This window comes from Photorhabdus heterorhabditis (genome assembly GCF_018448905.1).
In the GTDB taxonomy this organism is placed as follows: domain Bacteria; phylum Pseudomonadota; class Gammaproteobacteria; order Enterobacterales; family Enterobacteriaceae; genus Photorhabdus; species Photorhabdus heterorhabditis.
This window is the reverse complement of sequence record NZ_RCWA01000005.1, coordinates 64190-82446: the sequence shown is the minus strand read 5'-3', so window position 1 is coordinate 82446 and position 18257 is coordinate 64190. Positions and strand designations below refer to the sequence as shown.

The 18257-nt window shown below is 40.6% G+C and carries 17 protein-coding genes; 9 read left to right on the top strand and 8 right to left on the bottom strand.

Annotated elements, in window-relative coordinates:
- Positions 1 to 102: 102 nt before the first annotated feature.
- Positions 103 to 1155 carry a PLP-dependent cysteine synthase family protein gene (locus tag EAE89_RS04810; protein WP_054476929.1) on the top strand — a complete coding sequence of 351 codons (1053 nt, stop codon included), beginning with the start codon at positions 103 to 105 and terminating at the stop codon, positions 1153 to 1155.
- Positions 1156 to 1187: 32 nt separating this feature from the next.
- Complete coding sequence (gene queC / locus EAE89_RS04805) at positions 1188 to 1886, top strand: 7-cyano-7-deazaguanine synthase QueC (RefSeq protein ID WP_054476927.1); 699 nt, start codon at positions 1188 to 1190, stop codon at positions 1884 to 1886.
- Between the two features lie 28 nt (positions 1887 to 1914).
- Here queC and EAE89_RS04800 read toward each other — a convergent pair whose 3' ends face one another.
- The 7 genes from EAE89_RS04800 to clpP form a co-directional block, all read right to left on the bottom strand.
- A complete protein-coding gene (locus EAE89_RS04800) occupies positions 1915 to 2322 on the bottom strand; it encodes an acyl-CoA thioesterase (RefSeq protein WP_054476924.1) in 408 nt (135 codons plus the stop codon).
- 156 nt (positions 2323 to 2478) lie between these two features.
- Positions 2479 to 2853: a ComEA family DNA-binding protein gene (locus tag EAE89_RS04795; protein WP_054476922.1), complete on the bottom strand. Its 375-nt coding sequence runs from the start codon at positions 2851 to 2853 to the stop codon at positions 2479 to 2481.
- Between the two features lie 150 nt (positions 2854 to 3003).
- A complete protein-coding gene (gene ppiD / locus EAE89_RS04790; protein WP_054476920.1) occupies positions 3004 to 4875 on the bottom strand; it encodes a peptidylprolyl isomerase in 1872 nt (623 codons plus the stop codon).
- Positions 4876 to 5041: 166 nt separating this feature from the next.
- Positions 5042 to 5326: a nucleoid-associated protein HU-beta gene (hupB, locus tag EAE89_RS04785; protein WP_083451878.1), complete on the bottom strand. Its 285-nt coding sequence runs from the start codon at positions 5324 to 5326 to the stop codon at positions 5042 to 5044.
- 219 nt (positions 5327 to 5545) lie between these two features.
- On the bottom strand, positions 5546 to 7900 hold the full coding sequence (gene lon / locus EAE89_RS04780; RefSeq protein ID WP_054476915.1) for an endopeptidase La: 2355 nt from the start codon (positions 7898 to 7900) through the stop codon (positions 5546 to 5548).
- Positions 7901 to 8108: 208 nt separating this feature from the next.
- A complete protein-coding gene (gene clpX, locus EAE89_RS04775; RefSeq protein ID WP_054476913.1) occupies positions 8109 to 9380 on the bottom strand; it encodes an ATP-dependent protease ATP-binding subunit ClpX in 1272 nt (423 codons plus the stop codon).
- 145 nt (positions 9381 to 9525) lie between these two features.
- A complete protein-coding gene (gene clpP / locus EAE89_RS04770; RefSeq protein ID WP_054476911.1) occupies positions 9526 to 10149 on the bottom strand; it encodes an ATP-dependent Clp endopeptidase proteolytic subunit ClpP in 624 nt (207 codons plus the stop codon).
- Positions 10150 to 10887: 738 nt separating this feature from the next.
- On the opposite strand from clpP, the gene EAE89_RS04765 reads away from it, so the two are divergent.
- Positions 10888 to 11373 (top strand): antirestriction protein, encoded by a 486-nt coding sequence (locus EAE89_RS04765; RefSeq protein WP_054476909.1) that lies wholly within the window; start codon positions 10888 to 10890, stop codon positions 11371 to 11373.
- An 833-nt stretch (positions 11374 to 12206) separates the two neighbouring features.
- Here EAE89_RS04765 and EAE89_RS04760 read toward each other — a convergent pair.
- Positions 12207 to 12569 (bottom strand): helix-turn-helix transcriptional regulator, encoded by a 363-nt coding sequence (locus tag EAE89_RS04760; protein ID WP_262499883.1) that lies wholly within the window; start codon positions 12567 to 12569, stop codon positions 12207 to 12209.
- Between the two features lie 180 nt (positions 12570 to 12749).
- Here EAE89_RS04760 and EAE89_RS04755 point away from each other — a divergent pair, with 180 nt between their 5' ends.
- The 6 genes from EAE89_RS04755 (at position 12750) to pilP (ending at position 18253) form a co-directional block, all read left to right on the top strand.
- Positions 12750 to 13220, top strand: a complete 471-nt coding sequence (locus tag EAE89_RS04755) for a transcription termination/antitermination NusG family protein (RefSeq protein ID WP_149616011.1) — start codon at positions 12750 to 12752, stop codon at positions 13218 to 13220.
- A gap of 487 nt (positions 13221 to 13707) precedes the next feature.
- The gene (locus EAE89_RS04750; RefSeq protein ID WP_054476905.1) at positions 13708 to 14370 is read left to right on the top strand and encodes a toxin co-regulated pilus biosynthesis Q family protein; all 663 of its coding nucleotides are present in this window, start codon (positions 13708 to 13710) and stop codon (positions 14368 to 14370) included.
- Between the two features lie 9 nt (positions 14371 to 14379).
- Positions 14380 to 14826 carry a type IV pilus biogenesis protein PilM gene (gene pilM / locus EAE89_RS04745; RefSeq protein ID WP_149616013.1) on the top strand — a complete coding sequence of 149 codons (447 nt, stop codon included), beginning with the start codon at positions 14380 to 14382 and terminating at the stop codon, positions 14824 to 14826.
- 16 nt (positions 14827 to 14842) lie between these two features.
- A complete protein-coding gene (gene pilN, locus EAE89_RS04740) occupies positions 14843 to 16474 on the top strand; it encodes a PilN family type IVB pilus formation outer membrane protein (RefSeq protein WP_214085453.1) in 1632 nt (543 codons plus the stop codon).
- On the top strand, positions 16474 to 17769 hold the full coding sequence (pilO2, locus tag EAE89_RS04735) for a type 4b pilus protein PilO2 (protein WP_214085452.1): 1296 nt from the start codon (positions 16474 to 16476) through the stop codon (positions 17767 to 17769). Before pilN ends, pilO2 begins: the two co-directional genes overlap by 1 nt.
- Entirely contained in the window at positions 17756 to 18253 is a 498-nt protein-coding gene (gene pilP / locus EAE89_RS04730; protein WP_149616016.1) for a type IV pilus biogenesis protein PilP, read from the top strand. Before pilO2 ends, pilP begins: the two co-directional genes overlap by 14 nt.
- Positions 18254 to 18257: the final 4 nt, after the last annotated feature.

Sequence of the window (18257 nt, the reverse complement as noted above, 5' to 3'; positions counted from 1 at the left end):
CCATAAAGAAACCACATATTAAGAAAAATAATAATCCATTTCTCCCAGTATAAAGTTAATCTACTCATCATCAATTATATTCTAATCAAGAGTTAGTAATTTATGTCACACAACTGGACTACCAAAGCAATCAAAGAGATTCAGGCAGACTATCAACGCAGTTCTGATACTCACCTTATCCGCCTTAATTTACTGGCTTTTCCTGGTATCCATTTATACCTAAAAGATGAAAGTACTCACCCAACCGGTAGCCTGAAACACAGGCTTGCCCGTTCCTTATTCCTTTATGCACTCAGCAATGGTTGGATCAAGGAAGGTACTCCAATTATCGAGTCCTCATCTGGTAGTACTGCTGTATCAGAAGCCTATTTTGCCCGTCTGCTTGGATTACCTTTTATTGCTGTTATGCCGTCATATACTGCGAAACGTAAAATTCAGGAAATTGAGTTTTATGGAGGAAAATGCCATTTTGTCGACCATTCAGCACAAATTTATGCTGAATCAGAGCGACTAGCAAAAGAGCTTAATGGTCATTATATGGATCAATTTACTTATGCCGAGCGTGCAACAGACTGGCGAGGTAATAACAATATTGCTGAAAGTATTTTCCGTCAGATGCAAATGGAACCATTTCCTGAACCAAATTACATCGTTATGAGTGCTGGCACTGGCGGTACTTCTGCTACTTTAGGACGCTATATCCGTTACCAAGGGCACAACACCAAGTTGATCGTTGTTGATCCGGAAAATTCTGTATTTTATGACTGTTACCGTCAAAATTGTTGTGACACTCTTAGCAATTGTAGCAGCAAGATTGAGGGTATTGGCCGTCCTCGGGCAGAACCTTCTTTTATTCCCTCAGTTATTGATGACATGATACAAGTACCCGATTGTGCCAGCATTGCAACAATTTATTGGCTAGAAAAACTACTAGGCAGAAAAGTGGGTGCATCTACAGGGACCAATATCTGGGGAGCCCTCTTTCTCGCTAAACAAATGCATGAACGTGGAGAACAGGGATCGATAGTAACTTTGCTGTGTGACAGTGGTGAACGCTATCTTGACACTTATTACAACCCAGATTGGGTAAAAAGCAATATTGGTGATATTTCACTTTACCTCAAGCAACTACCCAATCTCTGTAGTTATAAGTAACATAACCGTTTTATTTCAATGAGGATGTTACAATGAGACGAGCTGTTGTTGTATTCAGTGGTGGACAAGACTCCACCACATGCCTTATTCAGGCGATTAATCAATATGACGAAGTACACTGTGTCACTTTTGATTATGGTCAGCGCCACCGTGCTGAAATCGATGTCGCACGTTATATCAGCCATTCTCTTAATGTTGTTGCGCATAAAGTTCTGGATGTCACATTGCTTAACGAACTCGCTCTTAGCAGTCTGACTCGTGATAACATCCCTGTTCCTGACTATAATGAAAGTGAAAAAAGTACCATACCCAACACATTCGTTCCTGGTCGCAATATCTTATTCCTGACTCTAGCTGCTATATATGCTTATCAAGTTGAAGCTGAGGCAGTCATTACTGGCGTATGCGAGACTGATTTCTCCGGCTATCCTGATTGCCGTGATGAATTTGTCAAAGCCCTGAATAAAGCTGTAAACCTTGGCATTGCCCGTGATATCCGTTTTGAAACCCCATTGATGTGGCTCAACAAAGCTGAAACTTGGGCGTTGTCTGACTACTATCAGCATTTAGACTTTGTTCGTAGCCAGACACTAACTTGTTACAATGGCGTTCAAGGTAATGGTTGTGGTACATGTGCTGCTTGCCATCTCAGAGCTAACGGGCTAGAACAATATCTGGATGCGCCTGAAAAAATAATGACTGAAATGAAAGCAAAAACACATTTAGCCTAATGCAAATGGCAATGGGAGCCTTTTGCTCTCATTGTCCTGTTTTCACCAAAGCTTTCATTATTTCACGTAGTTCACCTTCAATAGACAACGCTTTCTGCGTTTGTCTATCAATCCAAACAAACGTAGTTTTCGCATCTGCAATAGGTTGATTATCCTTTCTACGTATTATCTGCTGAGAAAACACACCACTTCTATTTCTCAACTCCGTTAATCGGCAATCCACCTCTAATTCATCACCAAGAACTGCTGAACTACGATAATTAATATTAATGTTAACCACCGCGAACCCAACATCATTTTTCTGTATCCATTCCACTATAGAATATTTGTGCAACCATTCCCAGCGGGCACTTTCCATAAACTCCAGATAGCGAGCATTGTTCACATGTTGAAATAAATCTATATGATAGCCATGAACTTTTATAATTGAACTCATAATATTGCCTTTAATGTTAAAGTCACTCATCTGACCAGATTGATTTAACAATAGCAAAACAAAAAATTGACATTAATTAAAGTAATTTATATGTGATCTACTTCACAACATCCTCAATCACAAAACAAGTTATGAATGAGGATGCTGGATGATACGCTAGTAACTCAACTTACTTCGGTTCCGCTCAATGAAAACCGGCCCTATTCCCTGAACCTCCTGTAATTGTTCCACTGTAGTAAACGCACCATGTTTTTCACGATATTCAACAATTCCCTGTGCTTTTTTTACCCCAATACCACTCAGTGCTTTTGCTAACTCCTCTGCACTTGCAGTATTAATATTTACCACCCCCTTTTCTTCTACTTTCAAAGTGTCTTGACGCTGTAACTGCTTTTCTGATGAAGAATTATTGGTAGTATTGGCTGTTTTAGCTACTTTGTCTTTTACTTGCTCGGCAGCAATTGCAAATTGTCCCCCACACACATAAAGCAAGCTAGCAAGTAAAATAGATAAAACTCCCGATTTTTTCATATCAATCCCTCCATGTTTTATTTGACGCCGAGAAGATTGCCACAGATAAATTTAATCACAATGAGCAAGTATCAGATATGCGAAAGGCCGCGAAAGCGGCCTTGATTAGCAAGATAATTACAAAGATATTTGCGATATTCCCCGCAAACTTTATTCGATATGACCTAACTTAATTTTAGCCTTTTCACGCAGGTTAATCAGTAAAGACTCCAGCATAGCGTTACCTATCTCATTCTGGTAACTATCAGTCATACCTTTAATTTGCTCTTCCGATATAACACCTGAAGTAACTTTATCCAATTGAATCAGAACAATGTCATCCAGACTATTTTTCACTAAACCATACTCGGCTTTATCTTCTTTTGGCTGTGGTAAAGCAAATACTGCATCAACCAATGCATTATTCTGAGGTGTACGTTGAATAACCTGAGACTCACCAAACTTAATACCAGCATCTTTCAAGACTTGTTCACCTTTGCCTTCTTTTAAAGCGGCTAACAATCTCTCACTTTCAACTTGAAGCTGTTTTTCAGCTTTCTGACGCTTAACTAGTTCGGTAACCTGTTCTTTAACTTTCTCAAATGGTTGCACTATTTCCGGTTTGTAGTTATCTACACGCAGAACAAAGGCACGATCACCTTCAACGGAGATCACATCAGAGTTAACACCTGTTGGTCCTTGTCCATCAACAAGATTACCTTCAAAAATTTCATGAATAACAGAACCAAAGTTAATCTCTGCTGGCACATTGTTACGATCAAACCATCCCGTTGTCACAACCTTAGTACCTGAAACCTCCTCAGCAGCAACTAAGGATTCATTATCGTTAGTAGCCGCATCACTAACTTTCTGTTGTAGAGCATAGAAAGCATCTACCGCTTTTTCCTGCTTAACCGTTTTCTCAATTTCAGAGCGAACTTCAGACAAAGGTTTGGTTATTTGAGGCTTAACATCATCCAAATGGAAAATGGCGAAGCCATTAGGAACCTTAATAACGGAAGAAATTTGGCCCTTCTCTTTCAAATTAGCTTTTTTCATCTCTTCAGGAAGAGAATCCTCTTCCATCCAGCCAATCTCACCATTATTTTTTGCTGAAAACTTATCTGTGGATTTTTTAGCCGCCAATTTGCCAAAATCAGCACCTTTATTCAGCTCATCAAGCACTACTTTGGCTTCAGCTTCAGTTGCAAGCTGAATCAGGCTATACTTTTTCTGTTCTGGCTGAGTATAGCGCTTCAGGTTATGCTCATAGTAAGTATCAATATCAACTGATGTGACAGAAACTTTATCTATTTCATCTGCGGCATCCATTTTGATATAGCTGACTTTCACTTCTTCAGGAGCAATAAAACCGTCCTTTTTCAGATTGTAGTAATCTTGTAATTCTTTATCTGTTACTTCTTGCTGAGCCTGAATTTTCTTTAGCTCCAATGTCACCAAACGAACGGTTCGTTGTTGCAGAAGCAGCTCAGCATTGAGTTTTACTTCACCAGGCAGTACGACTTCACTATCAGAAAAAGCCATAATTAATTGCTGATTAATTAAATTCTGGCGTGTTTGTTCAGCAAAAACATCCGGACTAAAATTCAAACGATTGAGCAGTTCCAAATATTTGTTGTTATCAAATTTACCGTTTGTCTGAAAATAAGGGGTATTTCGGATGGAATCCTTAACCTGCTCATCGCTAGCAGACAAACCCAACTCACGGGAATATTGATCAATCAACGCATTATTAACCAGGCGTTCTAAAGCCTGACTACGAATCTGCTTCATGCTTTGTTCATTACTCGCCAACACAGAGAATTGATCTCCTAGTTGTTCTTGCAACATGTTTCTCTCTTGCTGAAATGCCTGCTCTAATTGAGCACGACTGATAGTCTGGCCATTCACTTCGGCAGCATAACTACCAGTTCCACTTGTCAGATAGCCCCCAACACCAGTCAGTACAAAAGACAAAATAATGAGAGCCAGCACGATTTTAAGCACAGGACTGTTTGCCGCCGTGCGTAGGTTGTCCATCATAAAGAGGCAAAACTCCGCTTTGGTGAAATTGAAACTACCATATTACGCTAATTCAAGCGCTAAGAGAAAAAAAGCACACCAATCAATTGATGCGCTTCTATTCTAACTTACCAAATCTGTCTCGTCAGTTTAGTTTGCCGATATAACAAGCACTGACAAACAATATTTAGTTTGTGTTACCGTTAACAGCATCTTTCAAACTCTTACCTGGACGGAAAGCAGGTACTCTAGCCGCAGCAATTTTGAGCTCTTTACCTGTCTGAGGGTTACGACCAGTACGTGCAGAACGTTCACGAACAGCAAAAGTACCGAACCCTACCAGAGCAACATCATCACCATCCTTCAATGCACCCGTTACAGAAGAAATGAATGCATCTACTACACGCCCTGCAGCTGCTTTAGAAATATTAGAGTCAGCAGCAATTTTGTCGATCAATTGTGATTTATTCACTCTTATCATCCCCATATAGTATTTTACTATCGCATCAGAACCCTAGCGGATAACCCGATAGCAGTGCCGTTATATCAATCCTTTCCAATATTGGCAAGAAATCATAAGACAGCCAAATATTTATCAGACAGTTCATCGATACAAAAAAGCTGGCAAGTCTGAGTTAACTTACCAGCTTATATTTCATCCATAACTCTTGAAATCGTTCACTATTTTATATTACTTCACTGACACCAATTCTGCACCAAACACTGGGTTCTGCAATGTAATAGTTAAAACATCTTCAATACGCTTAACCGGATGGATCTGTAGATCTGCAATAATATTCTGTGGAATCTCTTCCAGATCGCGTTTATTCTCTTCTGGAATTAAGACCGTTTTAATCCCACCTCGATGAGCAGCCAATAGTTTCTCTTTCAAACCACCAATCGGCAGAACCAAACCACGAAGTGTAATTTCACCTGTCATAGCAACATCAGCACGAACTGGATTGCCTGTCAGACAGGAAACCAATGCTGTACACATAGCGATACCTGCACTTGGACCATCTTTAGGTGTCGCCCCTTCCGGAACATGGACATGGATATCCCGTTTCTCATAGAAATCAGAGTTGATACCCAATTTATCAGCACGGGCCCGAACAACGGTTAATGCTGCCTGAATCGATTCCTGCATGACTTCGCCCAGTGAACCGGTATAGGTCAGTTTACCTTTTCCTGGAACACACGCGGTTTCAATTGTCAGTAAATCACCACCGACCTCAGTCCATGCAAGTCCTGTAACCTGACCAATGCGGTTTTCTGTATCTGCACGGCCATAGTCTACACGTTGAACACCCAGATAATCTTTTAGGTTATCTGCACTGATCTCAATGTGTTTCAAACTCTTATCCATTAGCAATGTCTTCACCGTCTTACGGCACAGCTTAGAAATTTCTCGCTCTAAGCTACGCACCCCAGCCTCACGGGTGTAATAACGGATAATGCCAATGATGGCACTGTCATCAATAGTTAATTCATGTTTTTTCAGAGCATTACGCTCAATCTGCTTAGGCAGCAAATGACGTTTGGCAATATTCAGTTTTTCATCTTCGGTATAACCGGACAGACGAATAATCTCCATACGATCCAATAATGGTGCAGGAATATTCATGGAGTTGGATGTTGCAACAAACATGACATCTGACAGATCGTAATCAACTTCCAAATAATGGTCATTAAATGCCACATTCTGTTCCGGGTCCAAAACTTCCAGTAAAGCAGAAGCTGGATCACCACGCATATCAGATGACATTTTGTCAATTTCATCCAGCAAGAACAGTGGGTTTTTCACCCCAACTTTGGACATTTTTTGAATCAATTTGCCCGGCATAGATCCAATATAGGTACGGCGGTGACCACGGATTTCAGCTTCATCACGGACCCCACCCAGTGCCATACGCACATATTTCCGCCCAGTCGCTCGCGCAATAGACTGGCCTAAAGAGGTTTTACCTACCCCAGGAGGGCCAACTAAACATAAAATTGGCCCTTTAATTTTGCTGATTCTGCTTTGTACTGCTAGATACTCAAGAATACGCTCTTTAACACGCTCCAGACCATAATGGTCGGTATCCAAAGTTTCCTGGGCGTTAACTAGATCTTTTTTAACCTTACTGCGAGTAACCCACGGAACCTGTACCATCCAATCGATGTAACTACGGACAACAGTTGCTTCCGCTGACATAGGCGACATCATTTTCAGCTTTTGCAATTCAGCTTCCGCTTTTTCACGGGCTTCCTTTGGCATTTTTGCCGCTTCAATTTTGCGCTTGAGAGTTTCATACTCATCAGGCGCATCATCCATTTCACCCAATTCTTTCTGAATTGCTTTCATTTGCTCATTCAGGTAGTACTCGCGCTGGCTTTTTTCCATTTGTTTCTTCACGCGGTTACGGATTCGTTTTTCTACCTGTAACAGATCAATTTCTGATTCCATCATTGCCATCAGATATTCAAGGCGCTCAACGACATCAGACATTTCCAGAACAGTCTGTTTATCATTGAGTTTCAGTGGCATATGCGCAGCAATTGTATCAGCTAGTTTAGCTGCATCTTCAATACTGTGTAACGAGGTCAGAACCTCTGGTGGAATTTTCTTATTTAGCTTAATGTAACCTTCAAACTGATTAATAGCTGTCCTTATCAAAACTTCCTGCTCACGCTCATCAACGATCGGTGAATCAAGATACTCAGCCTGAGCAGAAAAATGCTCACCATTATCAGCCAGAGTCGTGATACGAGCACGTTTCAACCCTTCAACGAGTACTTTTACAGTACCATCAGGCAGTTTTAACATCTGTAAAATAGAAGCTACTGTACCAACGGAGAAAAGGTCATTAACCCCTGGCTCATCAGTTGAAGCTTCTTTTTGCGCAACTAACATGATCTGTTTGTCATGATCCATTGCTGCTTCCAGGCAGTGAATAGATTTTTCACGCCCTACAAACAGTGGGATCACCATATGTGGGTAAACCACCACATCGCGCAAAGGCAATACAGGGATTTCTATGCGTTCGGAACGCTCAGGATTCATAGAGCTCTCTCTTCGTTTAGCTTTCGCCAGTTTTTAGGGAATCTCGTGAAACACGGTTCTCACGAGTTTCACATCATAGAATATAAAATATATGGGGACAGGAATTTGACATTCAATGGTACAGTACGCCAATAAAAACAAAATGAGGGTAACCCCCTCATTTTATTCAATAATACCCAGTTTAATGAATTCCCTGTCCTGATCTCAATCACTCACCAGAAACCTGAGCATCCGGTTTGCTGTAAATCAGTAATGGTGCAGATTGACCATTGACAACAGATTCGTCTACAACAACTTTTCCAACATGTTCCATCGATGGCAGATCATACATAGTGTCCAGCAATGCACCTTCAACAATAGAACGCAAGCCACGAGCACCTGTCTTACGAACCATTGCTTTCTTAGCAATAGCGGTCAGGGCTTCAGTTCTGAATTCCAGATCGACACCTTCAAGGTTAAACAACGCCTGATACTGCTTAGTCAACGCATTTTTAGGTTCTTTCAGAATCTGAATCAACGCTTCTTCACTCAGTTCGCTGAGTGTAGCAACAACAGGTAACCGCCCAATAAATTCAGGAATCAGCCCAAATTTGATCAGATCTTCTGGTTCAGCCTGGGCAAGAAGTTCACCTTCAGTCGCTTTTTCTGACTCACCTTGCACCTTCGCACCAAAACCAATACCGGTACTGGTATTTAGACGCTGACCAATTACTTTATCCAGGCCAGCAAACGCCCCACCACAAATGAATAAGATTTTAGAGGTATCTACCTGTAAAAACTCCTGCTGAGGATGTTTACGTCCCCCCTGAGGCGGAACTGCCGCAATTGTACCTTCAATCAGTTTTAATAGTGCTTGTTGTACACCTTCACCAGAAACATCCCGGGTAATCGATGGGTTATCAGATTTACGTGAAATTTTGTCAATTTCATCGATGTAAACAATACCGCGCTGGGCTTTTTGCACATCGTAGTCACATTTTTGCAGTAATTTCTGAATAATGTTTTCTACGTCTTCACCCACATATCCCGCTTCAGTCAGAGTAGTCGCATCCGCCATAGTAAAAGGGACATCGAGATAACGGGCCAGCGTTTCAGCCAACAGCGTCTTACCACTCCCTGTCGGTCCAATGAGCAGAATATTACTTTTACCTAATTCAACACCGTTACTCATATCACCATTACGCAACCGCTTGTAATGGTTATAAACAGCAACTGCCAGCACCTTTTTCGCCGTTTCCTGGCCGATCACATAATCATCCAGATGTTGACGGATTTCATGAGGAGTTGGTAATGCACTACGCTCACGATGTGGTACAAGTTCTTTAATTTCTTCGCGAATGATGTCGTTACATAAATCCACACATTCATCGCAGATATACACTGACGGGCCAGCAATCAATTTTCGCACTTCATGTTGGCTTTTCCCGCAGAAAGAGCAATACAGCAGCTTTCCTGAACCGTCTTTGCGCTTATCTGTCATCAGTCACAACCTCACTTTATCAACTGCTACCCCAGATTCGTCTGGCAAAGCAGGAAACTTCTGCTATTACCCCGAGAACAACATTGCCTTACCAAATGATAATGGTAAGGCGAATATTTATATTATAGCTTCCGGGAATAATAAATTAATCGCGATGGGTAAAAATCTTATCAACCAACCCATATTCTACGGCTTCACTTGCTGATAAGAAACGATCACGTTCTGTATCTTTCTCGATTTCTTCGAGAGGTTTTCTCGTATGCTTAGCCATCAAACTATTCATACGCGCTTTAACCTTAAGTATTTCCTGAGCATGAATTTCAATATCTGTAGCCTGCCCTTGGAAACCACCTAATGGTTGATGGATCATGACCCGGGAATTTGGTAAACAGAAGCGTTTTCCTTCTGCACCAGCGGTCAGTAAAAATGCCCCCATTGAACACGCCTGTCCCATACAGATGGTGCTGACATCTGGTTTAATAAACTGCATAGTGTCATAAATAGACATTCCCGCAGTAATCACACCACCTGGTGAATTTATATATAAGAAAATATCTTTTTCCGGATTTTCTGCCTCAAGGAACAACATCTGGGCCACAACCAGGTTTGCCATATGATCTTCAACCTGACCCGTCAGAAAAATAATACGCTCTTTTAACAGACGTGAATAAATATCGAACGAACGTTCCCCTCGTGCAGTCTGTTCAATTACCATCGGCACCAAAGCCATATGAGGCACATATTGATCCCGCTTGTCGCTATATGACATTTCCGTCTCCTAATAGAATTCATGTTGGTGCCATTCATAACCGATTCTACTTGAGATAAGCGATGATGACCATGATTCAAAGTTAGCCAATCAAGGGAAGACCTCCCCTGAAAAATTTTGCAATCATATACATAATATGAAAAAGGATCTGGGGTTAAATCCACTTTTTTCAAGAAAAATCTCGCCTTCCACGAATAAAAAAACCTGCAAATAAATCTACGGGTCAGATTATTAACAGAGCGTTGTTTTTTTATCCATTACTTTGTTCTAATAAAATATCGTACAAAAAAAGAGCTGATTGCCATGTTCATGTTTAAGGATATCACCTTCTACACAACTTCATCCCTGAAACGATCTCCCTCAAAGGGTAGGGGGTAGTCGCCTGGAACCATCTGGTCCGTAAAGTAGATACACTGAATACTATCTAATAGTTAATCTGGAATTCCCCCCACTAACCAAACCTTCATTTTGAATTTCAGGGCAATTATCTGTTCAAAAAGGACTCGTTTCACCCGTTTTTCAGGGAGAATTACCAGTATACTTTAAGATCGCGCAAAAAATACCCCATTTGATAAAAGCCAAAAATTAGCCACTTGTGTTTATAATAGATTGATATTTCTGGTTAAAAACATAGAAAATGTCATAAGTTCTCCTTTGGGCCTCTCATTAACAATAAATTATTCAATCTTGTTAATTGATTGGAATTGATGTCATCAAAGGAAAAAGGAGATATTTTAAATGTATCAAAATTTCGTAAAAATTAACCCATGTGTAGTAGGTAAAAAAAACGCAACTGAAAATATTCCACTCGTAACCAAAAAGAAAATAACCTGGCACTTCGATAGAAAAAAATTTCTTTCTGAATATCTTAAAGAATTATTTGTTGTAGGTAACACTTATATTTATTCGTGGATGGATGAAAACGCAGAGGGATATCTAGGCGGATTTTGGGAAATATTTGAGTTAAGTAATGGAGGTTTTTTTGTAGCTCCTCCAGATGGTTATGTGGTTTCTCTTAAAAATAAATTTAAAGGTTATTTAAATTCCGAACAGTGTGGAATAGCTGTAACTTTTTATACATTAAAATATTTCCAAAACCTAGCAAAATGGAAAAATGACGAATTACTTTATGAACACTACTCAATGATGAAAAATTGTTTATTTGAATATATTGCTACATTTAATACCAGAACACAAAAACTGCTCATTTCCGTTATATCTTAATTTTTCTATCAATTAGTTATATCCGATTATTTCTTGTAACCGATCAGACAGGTGACTAAAAAATGGAGTCATAAAAAAGACTTATATTATTGACGAGAAATAAGCCACCTCGTTATTGTAAAGTTCATTATCGAATTGCGCCCACAATTCGGAAAATTATAAAATCAAATTAATAAAATCTGACCAGGTAACTGGTCAGATTCCCTTACTATATCCAATAGATTCCAAGTTGTAGCGCGGCGGCAAGTGAACGGCCCCCAGGAGCATAGATAACGATGTGACTGGGGTAAGTCAAAACAGCCAACAAAGCAGCAACTTGAAAGAAGAAGGGTATATTAATTTATTGTATTATCTAATCCTACTACTGATAAGGTGTTATTTTTTTAGGCTACTGATCGTTCCTTTAAACAGATAGATTCAGATGAGTGAGAAAGTTCATCTCCGCAGTACCAACACAAAACAAGCTATCTTTCACCAGCTGGTCAATTATATCGAACATAGTGCAGCACCAAATTTTAAACTTATTTTATAAGCATTTTTTCTGACGGTCGTCAGCATGAGCTAAATGGCGAATTAAACCTAAGCGAGCATCAATATGCTGCCTGCGATTCGTCATGATACTAGTAGCCTCCATGTACATATCGCTGTCAATCCTATTAACTATAAAGCAACCCGCATATAAAAAGATTATGACATGTTACAACAATGCCTTATGCCTTAGAGCACTTTAGCGAAAATAAGGGTTTACACCAAACGAGTGATAATCAGCCTAAATACACCTTCTCGCAGTTGGCGGCGGCTTTCCTGATTAAGAGAAGATTAAGCCGCGCTCTTCATTTTGATTCAGGGAAATTTTTCTTCAAGAAATCAGAAAGTGAGCACACTGAATCTTTTATATGTTGAATTTCTAAATGGTAAAGATTCTCAATTTCAACATTCGATAAGAAAAGGCTCAATACTTTCTTTGCAAAGATATCATCTTGAATGTAGAAATAGCATTCTGGATAATTAAGTTTTTTAGCAATGGCAACCACAATTTTAAAGGATGGTGTATAGCGGCCAGTCTCATAATTTGAGATCATTTTTCGTATATCAACACCATCTAATTCAAGCAGTTCTGCCAACTCTACCTGCTTCAGCCCTCTGTGCAATCGGGCTTCTTTTAAACGTTTCGGTACCATTTTTTCCTCGCTCACTTTTTCACTAGCATAACGATTAAATCAAAAATGTGAGGTTCGCTTAGAAAGCAAAACTTGAATATAAAGCAAATTGTTGTATTATTACTTGATATTCAAGCAACCATAAAATTTATTTATATATTCCTACCTCGCGGATAGGAAATGGGGGCGGCTTCCCTAAAAACTAAGGAGGAAAGAGTGAACTGCTGGTATGTGCTCTATTGCACTGTTCAGGATGTCGAAAAAATTTCACGGCGAGTCAGTGCATTAGGTATTAATGTTTTTCGGCCTATGTTGATAAAAGTCTCACCTAGAACGGACTGCAATTCCTTCCGATATACCCAGAAGCCTATGCTTCCAAATTATCTTTTTCTGCAGTTTGATATCCATAAAGTTCACACAACAACAATTACTAATATTCCAGGAGCTATTGCATTTGTCCGTTTTGGAGGGGAGCCTTGTATTGTTCCACAGCACATTATTAACGAATTGGAACATTCAAAAGAAGTTCTATTAAACCTTCAAGATAAGTCTGTGGAATGTCTTAGCGCAGCTCCTTTACTTCTTGCTGAAATTCAGCACATTGCGCAAATTACTTCAGTACATGAACGCCAATGCGCATTTTTACGCTTTCTCGAAAGCCGTGAAATCCGTTATAGCGTTTCCTGATTCTTTAAAAAATATTTTTTTCAATCTAGCCGCTAACGTTTATGTTAGCGTTTTTTTTCTCAATAGGCATTTTCCATGTCAAAACGGAAACCAAGGAAAAGTCACTACAATAGTCGTTACTGAGTAGGTAATCACCGATATCAGGAGTCATGCCATCATACCCGTGAAATTAGTTAATTAACTAAAAATAATATCAAACCGAGTACTTTTGCATTTTTTAATTAATCAATTTAGTAATCAAAATAGAAAGCTCTTATTAATGACATTCAAGAAAAAACTTCAATCACTGGGGTAGTTCTGGACATAAAGGATCTCTTCTGATCACAGTGATACTTGCAAATGTGTTTTTATCTGAATGTTCCGTATCTACTCCGAAAGTAAAGCAAGCTTCGGTAAACAAACGGATCAATAGCCAAATATTAAAAAATAGCTTTAAGCAATCAGCTACAAAATCGAACCCACTATCCTCAACGACATAGGAATACCCATGAAGCGTTATTTTCTTGCTGGATCGGCGGCTGTGTTATTATTGGCTGGATGTCAAACCCAAGTATTAAATAATCCTCCCAAGGTGGCCCCAGAAATAACCGTCGTTACTGAGCAGCAACAAATTCTTGGATTAGAAGGTGTCGCAAAATCACCTAAAAATATGGCAATGAAAAATATTGGTAAAGGACATGAAAATAAAACGACTATTGCAGCCTTAACTCCCCCCAAGGTAACCATAAAAACACCTGTCATTGCTTCACAAAATGCAGGAAAAATGGAAGTCACAAAGCAAGCTCCTAAGCCAAGGGCTATATCATCGAATACATTTAAAGGTACAACGACTATAAAACCAATCAATTTAACGCAGAATCCTCCTCCCGTTACCCCAGTTGAAAAACAATGGCGTATTGAAAAAGGAACAACATTAAAAGACGGCATTATGGCTTGGGCAGTAAAAGAAATGTGCTCAGCGGCAGATTCCATTAATTGGACGGTAATATGGGAAACCCCGATTAATTATCGTATAGATGCCCCATTACAATTTAAAGGTCATTTTAAATCAGCACTCAATGACGTATTTAGTCTCTACCAATACGCCCAAAAACCCCTGTATGTAGAAACCAATACACCACAATGTCTCATTCAGGTTATGGAACAATGAGGTGTAGTCATGGGGTATCTACTGCTTTCCTTTTTCCTTGTTGTATTGACTCTGACAAGTCTTTATGAAAATCGTCAGAATTCACAGCTGGATGTTGTTGAAACCTTAACGATTATGACACAGCGAGCAACTGAAACTGTTCAGTATATCAATGCGATAAATGATTACCTTTATGATCATCCTGACGTGAACGCGACACCGAATGAGATAGTATTAAAACCTGACCAGATCGGCATGAAGCCAAATCATGAAATCTATCATGTAATTTTTAAGCAGCGTGTTTATGTATGGCAAAAACCTGAGCGTGGGTTAATGAATGCTCTCAAAACACAAACTCTATCTTCTGCGTTGCTTGGCACAGTTAAGCAACGTCATCTCATCGACAACAGTGGCAAAGATATGACCGTACCAGTACCGATAAGAATTCCCGATGGCGCGGTTGTCTATCTGAACTAATCAATAGGATAAAAGCATGTGTAATAAAATATTTGTTCTAACGCCAATATTGGCGGCGTTAGTTCTATCCGGCTGTGCCAGTATCGAGCGTATCAATAACAATATGCAACATGCTGATAACGATTACGCCCGAGCACAAGAGCAAATGAACCGACTGAAATCAACAGGGCCGATGGTTGGAGAAGCAAGAAGCCAGTGGATTAACCCTGTTCCGATTATTGAAAAACGTCAAACTCAAAAGTCCGTACCTGATTGCACCATTACACTAAATCGGCAAGGTAACATCACCCTCAACGAAATCTCTCAACGCATCGCTGGTGTTTGTCGAATCCCGGTGACGGTAACCCCTGATGTTTCAATGGTATTAGGCAGTACTGGAGGAAAAACCCAACAACTGACAAACAATATCCCATCGCCTGATGCGAACGGTATGGTGCCTCTAGCTACCATGGGAAATTCATTTCCAGCTATATCTGCTAATCCTTCTGGTACGCTGAATGGGCTGTATTGGAGCGGTTCACTGTCAGGGCTGCTTGATAGCGTGACCAGCCGGTTAGGGATGTCATGGCGTTACGAAAAGGGACGAATTTATCTCTACTACCTGGAAACGCGATCTTTCAATATTGCGTTTATGGATTCTAAAGCAGAATTCAATTCAAAAGTCGTCAGTGGTACGACATCAACAGCGGGAAACAGTGGTGGTCAAAGCGGAAATGCCATTACAGGTGATGCTAATACCTCACAAACGACCACAATGGAAATTAAATCTTCTCTGTATGCTGATTTGCAGAATTCAATTAAAACCATGTTGACTCCAAACGTTGGACGAATGTTCCTTTCGTCTGGGCATTTGACGGTCACTGATGCACCACAAGTTTTGGATGTTGTAGGACAATTTGTGGCAGAACGTAATAAAGAATTGAACCGTCAAGTCGTACTGAATGTGGAAGTCTTGAGCATTGAAAAACATAATAAAGATCAAATTGGTATTGACTGGAATGCCATATTTAGCAGCGGCAGTGTTGGAATGACGTTAACCAGTGGATTTTCCGGAGCAGCTGAAAACGCCATGACCGGAGGATTGTCTATTGTTGATGGTAAGTTAGCTGGTTCAAAAGGCTTTATCAAAGCACTTTCTGAGCAAGCTAAGGTCAGTGTAGTCACTCAACAGTCTAGTGCAACGACCAATATGACATCACTGCCGCTACAAGTTGCTGAGCAAGAAGATTATGTAGCGCAAGTGACTACCGAGTCTACCGCCAATGTCGGAACATCGACTTCTATCCAACCAGCCACAATTACAACCGGATTCAACATGACATTGCTGCCATACATCATGCCGGATGCGAATAATCTACAACTGCAATTTTCAATCAGTCTTTCTGATCCACCAACTCGCAGGACATTTACTAGTGGAGGAAGTTCGGTAGAACTGTTGAATACTAAATTGAAGACCGTCAATCAACGCGTCAACATGAAATCAGGGCAAACCATTGTACTTTCTGGATTCCAGCAGACTAACCGAAAAGCGGGAAAAGAGGGAGTTGGGCAGCCTTGGTTCTTTGGCTTAGGCGGTGGTCAACAGAATGAAGATGCAGACACAATGTTAGTGATCCTGATTACGCCAGTGATTTTACAGGAAGTATAATGCAACAGCACAACAACACTATGACAGCCACGCCTGTCATTCGAGGGCATATTGCATTTCTTGCTGGTGTTACCTGGGAACCAGTTTCATCGCGTGATCGCAGAAATATCAAGGGATTGGCTCGACGGCTGGGTGCCGATCACGTAGTGACTTATCGTTACCGTGATAGTGAAGGCCAAGCCCAGTTTGTAGCCGGCCTAGTCCGTCGATCAACACTGACATTACCTAGAAAAATAAAGGGACTCTACTCATTGGGTTTGTTGATAGCCTCTCAACAGATTAAGAGTGGCTATACCATTATGCCATTAGAGACGGACAAATTTGCCTTTGTCAGCAGTATTGATGGTGTGTTGATAAACGATGTAGTAGGCAACCGCCTCCATATCGAACAAGCACGAGAAACCTTTACGCAATTTAACCACGAACCTAAAGACGGGTGGCAATGTTTTGCACCGACAGATTGGCACATTGACGGTAGCCAGCCATTTAATCTTGATGCATTCCTAAATGGGAGTCGATTTCCTGCTTCTAGCCACTTTTACTCAGCATCCATGAAAAAAACGCTATTTGGCATGGTGACATTCGGGATTGCGGTTCTGGTCAGTTACTGCGGTTGGACGCTTTATAGTGACCACCAAGAAGCGATTCGACAGGAAGCTGTCCGTCAGGCGATATTGGCTCAGCAGCAGGAAAATATATCGGCGAGTTCTGTCATTATTCCTCCATGGATTACCCAACCGCGATTGAAAAATTTTGTGAATACCTGTGCTGCACGTTGGCAGGCCGCTCCTATATCGCTGGCTGGCTGGATCTTCAAGGAAGCACAGTGTTCTCAGGAGGGTTCCATCCGTTTTGCCTATACCTTGCCTGATGGAGGCAATGTCGGCGATTTTGCCCATCGAGTAAAACAAACGTTTACTGAGCATCCTTATTTCAATTTACCGGGGAGTGGCGATATTGGTGGTTTTAACCAGTCCATCTCATTTGAAACACCAGCTGATAAACGCGAATTGCCAAAGGGAGAGGTACAAATCCAGCGATTAACGACATTCACCCAACAAATGCGACTACCTCTCACTCTTCAGGAAGAGGATAACCGCATTGTGACTCCCTCAGGAGAGGAATCGGTATTGCCTTGGCGGACATTTAGTTTGTCACTCGATACAACTATCCCACCAACTCAATTGTTTGCAGGGATAGATGATATCGGTATCCGACTCAACCAAATCACTCTGGTGTTAAGTCAGGGACGACTGAACTACAAAATTGAAGGAAAACTCTATGCAAAACCGTAATTACTTATCCCTTATTGTTGTTCTAATCTCAAGTACATGTCTACCTGCCAAAGCATCAACAACAGATAACGAAATAGAAATGCCCCAAAAGACCAAACCGCCAGTGATGACAAACTATACCTTACATCAGCTGGAACAAATTCAGGCTGAAACGGTGATCCTAGAAGCGCAAGCAGCACGAGCACGGGCGCAAAAAGAACTTGCTGAAAATGTCAGCGAAAATATAACAACAACAATGTCCTCTGTTACTGACAGTGAAATGCATTCATCGGTCATGCCCAGAATGCAGCAGTTACCTCATATTCAAGAAATCTACGGAACAGGTAACCGGTTAATTGCCCGCTTAGGATTGCCTGATGGCAGCTGGGTTGAAGCCACAACAGGGCAATTTATTCCAGGTACAGCGTACAAAATTAAAGCGATCACGGCACTCGAAGTCCGAGTATCCAACGGCTCAAATGAACGCTCTTTACCATTTAATTAAAAGA